Annotated in this window: 4 protein-coding genes; 1 reads left to right on the forward strand and 3 read right to left on the reverse strand. The window is 69.2% G+C overall.

Annotation, left to right across the window (positions count from 1 at the left end):
• Positions 1-2,311: alanine--tRNA ligase (alaS, locus tag VF592_RS07615; RefSeq protein WP_331005018.1), on the forward strand; the 2,311-nt coding region annotated here is incomplete at its 5' end.
• A gap of 66 nt (positions 2,312-2,377) precedes the next feature.
• Here alaS and VF592_RS07620 read toward each other — a convergent pair.
• The 3 genes from VF592_RS07620 to VF592_RS07630 all read right to left on the reverse strand — a co-directional run bounded on the left by VF592_RS07620 (position 2,378) and on the right by VF592_RS07630 (position 6,128).
• A complete protein-coding gene (locus VF592_RS07620; RefSeq protein WP_331005019.1) occupies positions 2,378-3,031 on the reverse strand; it encodes a hypothetical protein in 654 nt (217 codons plus the stop codon).
• A 65-nt stretch (positions 3,032-3,096) separates the two neighbouring features.
• Positions 3,097-4,866 carry a cation:proton antiporter gene (locus tag VF592_RS07625; RefSeq protein ID WP_331005020.1) on the reverse strand — a complete coding sequence of 590 codons (1,770 nt, stop codon included), beginning with the start codon at positions 4,864-4,866 and terminating at the stop codon, positions 3,097-3,099.
• Positions 4,867-4,907: 41 nt separating this feature from the next.
• On the reverse strand, positions 4,908-6,128 hold the full coding sequence (locus VF592_RS07630; RefSeq protein ID WP_331005021.1) for an NADP-dependent isocitrate dehydrogenase: 1,221 nt from the start codon (positions 6,126-6,128) through the stop codon (positions 4,908-4,910).
• Positions 6,129-6,240: the final 112 nt, after the last annotated feature.

Below are 6,240 nucleotides of genomic sequence, written 5' to 3' on the forward strand. Positions count from 1 at the left end.
GCGCGACTGGGGTCTGCCCGCCGATCGGCTGACGGTGACCGTCTACCACACCGACGACGAGGCAGCTTCGCTCTGGCGGCGGATCGCCGGGCTGCCCGACCACCGCATCATCCGCATCGCCACCAGCGACAATTTCTGGGCGATGGGCGACAGCGGTCCGTGCGGCCCCTGTTCGGAGATCTTCTACGATCACGGCGACCACATCGCCGGTGGCCCGCCCGGTTCGCCGGGCGAGGACGGCGACCGCTTCGTCGAGATATGGAACCTCGTCTTCATGCAGTTCACGCAGGAGGACAATGCGATCGTCGGCGACCTGCCCCGGCCGTCGATCGATACCGGCATGGGGCTGGAGCGGGTGGCCGCCGTCCTCCAGGGCGTGACCGACAATTACGACACCGACACCTTCCGCGCGCTGATCGCCGCCTCGACCGAGCTGACCCACACAGGTGCGGAGGGCGCGAACAAGGCCAGCCACCGCGTCATCGCCGACCATCTGCGCGCGGCGGGATTCCTCGTCGCCGACGGCGTGCTCCCCGCGAATGAGGGACGCGGCTATGTCCTGCGCCGCATCATGCGCCGCGCTATGCGCCACGCGCATCTGCTGGGTGCCGCCGAGCCGCTGATGCACCGGCTGGTGCCCTCGCTTGTCGCCGAGATGGGCGCCGCCTATCCCGAACTCGTCCGCGCCCAGCCGCAGATCGAGGCGACGCTGCGCCAGGAGGAGACGCGCTTCCGCCAGACGCTCGACCGCGGCCTCAAGCTGCTCGACGAGGCGACCGCGTCGATGAAGCCCGGCGATACGCTGAGCGGCGAGACCGCGTTCCGTCTCTACGACACGTTCGGCTTCCCCTATGATCTGACGGAAGACGCGTTGCGCGCGCAGGACCTCCAGGTCGACCGCGCCGGCTTCGACACCGCCATGGCCGAACAGAAGCGCGCCGCCCGCGCCGCCTGGAAGGGGTCGGGCGCCAAGGCGTCGGACGATCTGTGGTTCGACATCGTCGAAGAAGCCGGCGGGACCGAATTCACCGGCTATGCGGCCGAGGAAGGCGAGGGGGCCGTCGTCGCGATCGTCAGGGACGGCGCCCGCACCGACCGCGCCGCTGCGGGCGACGAGGTGATGATCGTCACCAATCAGACGCCCTTCTACGCCGAGAGCGGCGGGCAGGTCGGCGACACGGGCGAGCTCCTGGGCGACGGCCTGCGTGCCGTCGTGACCGACACCTCGAAGCAGCTCGGCCGGCTGTTCGTCCATCATGCCCGCATCGACCAGGGCGCGGTCGCGATCGGCGATCCGGTCAAGCTGCGCGTCGATCATGGCCGCCGCGCCGCGATCCGGGGCAATCACTCGGCCACCCATCTCCTCCACGCCGCCTTGCGCGAGCGGCTCGGCAGTCACGTCGCGCAAAAGGGCTCGCTGGTCGCGCCCGATCGGCTCCGTTTCGACGTGTCGCATCCCAGCGCCATGTCGCCCGCCGACCTCGCGCGGGTCGAAGCCGATGTGAACGCGCAGGTCCGCGCCAACACGCCCGTGTCGACGCGGCTGATGACCCCCGACGAGGCGATCGCCGAGGGGGCGATGGCGCTGTTCGGCGAGAAATATGGCGACGAGGTTCGCGTCGTATCGATGGGCACCGACGAGGGCCGCTACTCGGTCGAACTATGCGGCGGGACCCATGTCGCGGCACTCGGCGACATCGGCCTGTTCAAGCTGGTCGGCGAGTCGGCCGTCTCGTCGGGCGTCCGCCGGGTCGAGGCGCTGACCGGAGAGGCCGCCCGCGCCTATCTGAACGCGCGCGACGAGAAGCTGCGCGAGGCCGCCGCCGCCCTCAAATCCACCCCCGACGAGGTGCCTGCGCGTATCGCGGCGCTCCTCGACGACCGTCGTCGCCTCGAACGCGAGCTTGCCGAGGCGAAGCGCGCCCTCGTCCTGGGCGGCAGCGCGGGTGGCGAGCCGAGCGGCCCCGAAGAGGTCGCGGGTGTGGCGTTCATCGGCCAAGTGCTCGACGGCTTCGAGGCCAAAGGCCTGCGCGGGGCGGTGGACGAAGCCAAGGCCCGGCTCGGATCGGGGGTCGCGGTGCTCGTCGCGACCACCGATGGCCGCGCCTCGGTCGCGGTCGGCGTGACCGGCGATCTGGTGGATCGGTTCAACGCGGTCGACCTGCTCCGCCGGGCCGTGGCCATATTGGGCGGCCAGGGCGGGGGCGGGCGCCCCGACATGGCCCAGGGCGGCGGGCCCGACGCAGCCAAGGCCGCGGAGGCGGTAGCCGCAGTGCGTGCAGCATTGGAAGAAGCGCCGGCTACTGCCTAGCTCGCCGGACATGAAGGAGGGTCGGCACCTCGCGGTCCTGACCCTCCTCCATGCTTACCAACGGTTTCAGCGCGGACGGCGCCTGGTGGTCGTCTTGGTCGTGGTTTCGGTACTGGTCGTCGTCGCCTCGGCGGCGGGCGCCGCTGCTTCCGGGTCGGCTGCCACGTCGGGGCTCGCCGCCGTGCCGCCTGCCTGGGTCACCGCGGCGTCGAGCTGTGCCGCCGTCATGCCGATCACCGGGCCGTTCGGGCCCATGCCGAATCCACTCATCGGCAACTGCACATCGCCCTTGGCCGTGGTCAGCGTCACGAACTGCGCATCAGCCGATTTGACGGTGCCGACCGAAGCGCCGCCGGCGCCGCGTACCGTCGCGCCCGGCGTCAGCTGCGCCTTAAGCTGCTGCTGCGCACCGGCCTGAGCCTGCTGCGCCGCCGCGACGACCTGCGCGCGGGTCAACGCAATGGTCAGCCCCTTGGGACCCGATCCGATCGACGCGGGCGGCAGGCTGACCTTGGCCGCGTCTACCGACACGACCACCGCCTGTGGGGTGACCTGATCGATCGTGCCCACCGATACGCCGGCCGAGTCGTAGATCGTGGCGCCCACGGTGGGCGTCGCCGCGGCTGCCGCCTGCGCGGGCGTTGCCGGGGCGGTCTGCGCCTGGAGCGCGACGGGGGTGAGCAGGAGAGCGCCGAAAGCGGCGCGTCCGAAAATGGTCATGGTGCTACTCCTTACAGTTGCGTTATGAAAACGAGGTGGCACCGCCTGCGGTTCCCACCCGCATCTCAGCCCATCTCGCCCCGGCCACGGACCCGCCGGATACGAGGGTCGCGCTCCAGCGCCGCATCGCGGCGGATCGCCTGGCGAAGTTCGTCGCGCTTCTCGTGGATCGACGCGATCACCGGCCCCATAGCGACCCCCAGATCGACCAGCACCGCCTCCGACAGCTGGAGCGAGCTTTCGAGCGTCTCGGGCACCGCGTCGGTCACCCCCGCCCGGTACAGCTCCGCCGCATGGTCCGCGTCGCGCGCGCGGGCGATGATGGGGAGGGCGGGCGCCAGCGCGCGCACCTGGCGCGTGACCCGGACCGTCAGCACCGGATCGTCCATGGTGAGGATCAGCGCGCGCGCTGCCCCCAGGTTCAGCCGCTCGATCAGCTCCAGCCGTCCCGCATCCCCGAACAGCATCGGGTAACCGGCACGCCTCGCCTCGCCGATCGCGTCGATATCCGCCTCGACCGCGATGAAGGATTGGCCGTGTACGCGCAGCATGTCGGCGACCATCCGCCCGACCCGGCCGAAGCCGATGATGACGGTGCCCGGCCCCTCGGGCCCGATCGCCGTCTCGCCCATGTCCCCGGCCGGCTCCATCGCGCGCGAGACGGCGCGGCCCGCCTTGGCCAGGAGAGGAGTCAGCGTCAGGCCGATCGCGGTCACCGTCTGCCAGAAACTCGCCGTCGAGGGCAGGATCAGCCCTGCGGCGAGTGCCGCGGCCAGCACGATCAGCGTCGTCTCGGACGGGCTGCCCATCAGCAATCCCGTCTCCGCCGCCACCCCGCGTCGCGCATTGGCGACGCGCAACAGGAGAAAGGTCACCACCGCCTTGGCCGCGACCACCCCGATCAGCGCGCCAAGCAGCGCCGGCCAGTTCGCCGCGACCAGCCGCAGGTCTAGGCTCATGCCCACGGTGAGCAGGAACACGCCCAGGGCCAGCCCCTTAAACGGCGCGATCACCACTTCGACCTCGGACCGATATTCGGTTTCCGCGATCAGCAGCCCGGCGACGAGGGCGCCGACGATCGGCGACAGCCCGGCCGCCGTCGTCGCCACGCTCGCGACGATGACGACCAGCAGCGACGCCGCCAGGAACAGCTCGGGGCTTTTGGTCCGCGCCGCCTGGGCGAAGAGTGGCGGCAGGGCAATGCGGCCGAGCAGGAAGATCGCGACCACGGTCAGCCCGCCGCGGATCGCCACGCCGGCCGCGACCTCCCAGCCGCCCGTGCTGCTGGGCGCCATGGCGCCCAGCGCGAAGATGATCGGCACCAGCGCCAGATCCTCGAACAACAGCATCGCGAACGCCCCGCGCCCGACCGCGCCCGTGGTTCCCGACAGCGGCAGAACCAGCGCCGTCGACGACAGTGCGAGCGCCAGCCCCAGCCCGATCGCCCCCGGCCAGTCCTGCCCCAGCACATGCAACCCGACGCCGATGATCGCGGCCGACCCCAGCAGCTCGGCTGCGCCCGTCCCGAACACCTGCGCGCGCATCGTCCACAGGCGCCGGAAACTCAGCTCCAGCCCGATGGTGAACAGCAGCAGGATGATGCCGAACTCCGCGAACGGCTCCACGCCTTCGCGGTTCGAGATGGTGAAATAATAGAGCCAGGGATAGCGCTCGACCCAGGCGCCGAGCCCCGACGGACCAACAAGCAGCCCGACCAGGATGAAACCGATCACCGGGCTCACGCGAAACCGCGCGAATGCCGGTATGACCAGCCCCGCCGCGCCCAGGATCACCAGCGCGTCGCTCAGTCCTTCATTCTCGATCGTGATCGCCATGGGCGGGACGGTAGCCGCTCCGCCCCGCCCATGTCAGGTTTTTACGCCCAGCTCGCCATCTTCCCTTCCAGATTCGCCCGCACCGCTTCGAAAAACTGCTCCGTCGTCATCCAGGGCTGATCGGGGCCGATCAGGATCGCCAGGTCCTTGGTCATCGCGCCCTGCTCGACCGTTTCGACGCAAACGCGCTCCAGCGTCTCGGCAAAGCGGGTCACGTCCGGTGTGTCGTCAAACTTGCCGCGATATTTCAGCCCGCCGGTCCAGGCGAAGATCGACGCGATCGGGTTGGTCGAGGTCGCCTTGCCCTGCTGATGCTGGCGATAATGGCGCGTCACGGTGCCGTGCGCGGCCTCCGCCTCGATCGTCTTGCCGTCGGGCGTCATCAGCACCGACGTCATGAGCCCCAGCGATCCGAACCCTTGCGCGACCTGGTCCGACTGGACGTCGCCGTCGTAATTCTTGCACGCCCACACGAACTCGCCGCTCCATTTCAGCGCGGAGGCGACCATATCGTCGATCAGCCGGTGCTCGTAGACGATCCCGGCCGCCTTGAAGTCGCCCGCGAACTCGGCCTCGAACACCTCGGCGAACAGATCCTTGAAGCGGCCGTCATAGGCCTTGAGGATCGTATTCTTGGTCGAGAGATAGACCGGCCAGCCGCGGCCGAGGCCGTAATTGAAGCAGGCGCGGGCGAAATCGCGGATCGAATCGTCGAGATTGTACATGCCCATCGCGACGCCCGACGACGGGAAGTCGAACACTTCATGTTCGATCACCTCGCCGTCCTCGCCCTGCCATTTGATGGTCAGCTTGCCCGGACCGGGGACCCGGAAGTCGGTCGCCTTATACTGGTCGCCGAAGGCGTGGCGGCCGACGACGATCGGGTCGGTCCAGCCGGGGATCAGCCGCGGGACATTCTCGATCACGATCGGTTCGCGGAAGACGACACCGCCCAGGATGTTGCGGATCGTGCCGTTGGGCGACTTCCACATCTTCTTGAGGCCGAACTCCTCGACCCTCGCCTCGTCCGGCGTGATCGTCGCGCATTTGACTCCGACGCCGTGCTTCTTGATCGCCTCGGCGGACTCGACCGTCACGCGGTCGTCGGTCGCGTCGCGATTCTCCATGCCGAGGTCGAAATAGAGGAGGTCGATATCGAGATAGGGCTGGATCAGCCGTTCGCGGATCCATTGCCAGATGATGCGGGTCATCTCGTCGCCGTCGAGCTCGACGAGCGGGGTGTTCACTTTAATCTTGGCCATGTGGCTGGAGCTTCCTTGGCTGGAGGTTTTTTCTGGTCCGCGCTGTAGGCGGAGGACCGGCGCCGATCAACCGGACGGGCGTTTGTGTTGTTTCATCGCGTCCCGGGGGGTA

This window comes from Sphingomonas sp., from assembly GCF_036388435.1.
In the GTDB taxonomy this organism is placed as follows: domain Bacteria; phylum Pseudomonadota; class Alphaproteobacteria; order Sphingomonadales; family Sphingomonadaceae; genus Sphingomonas.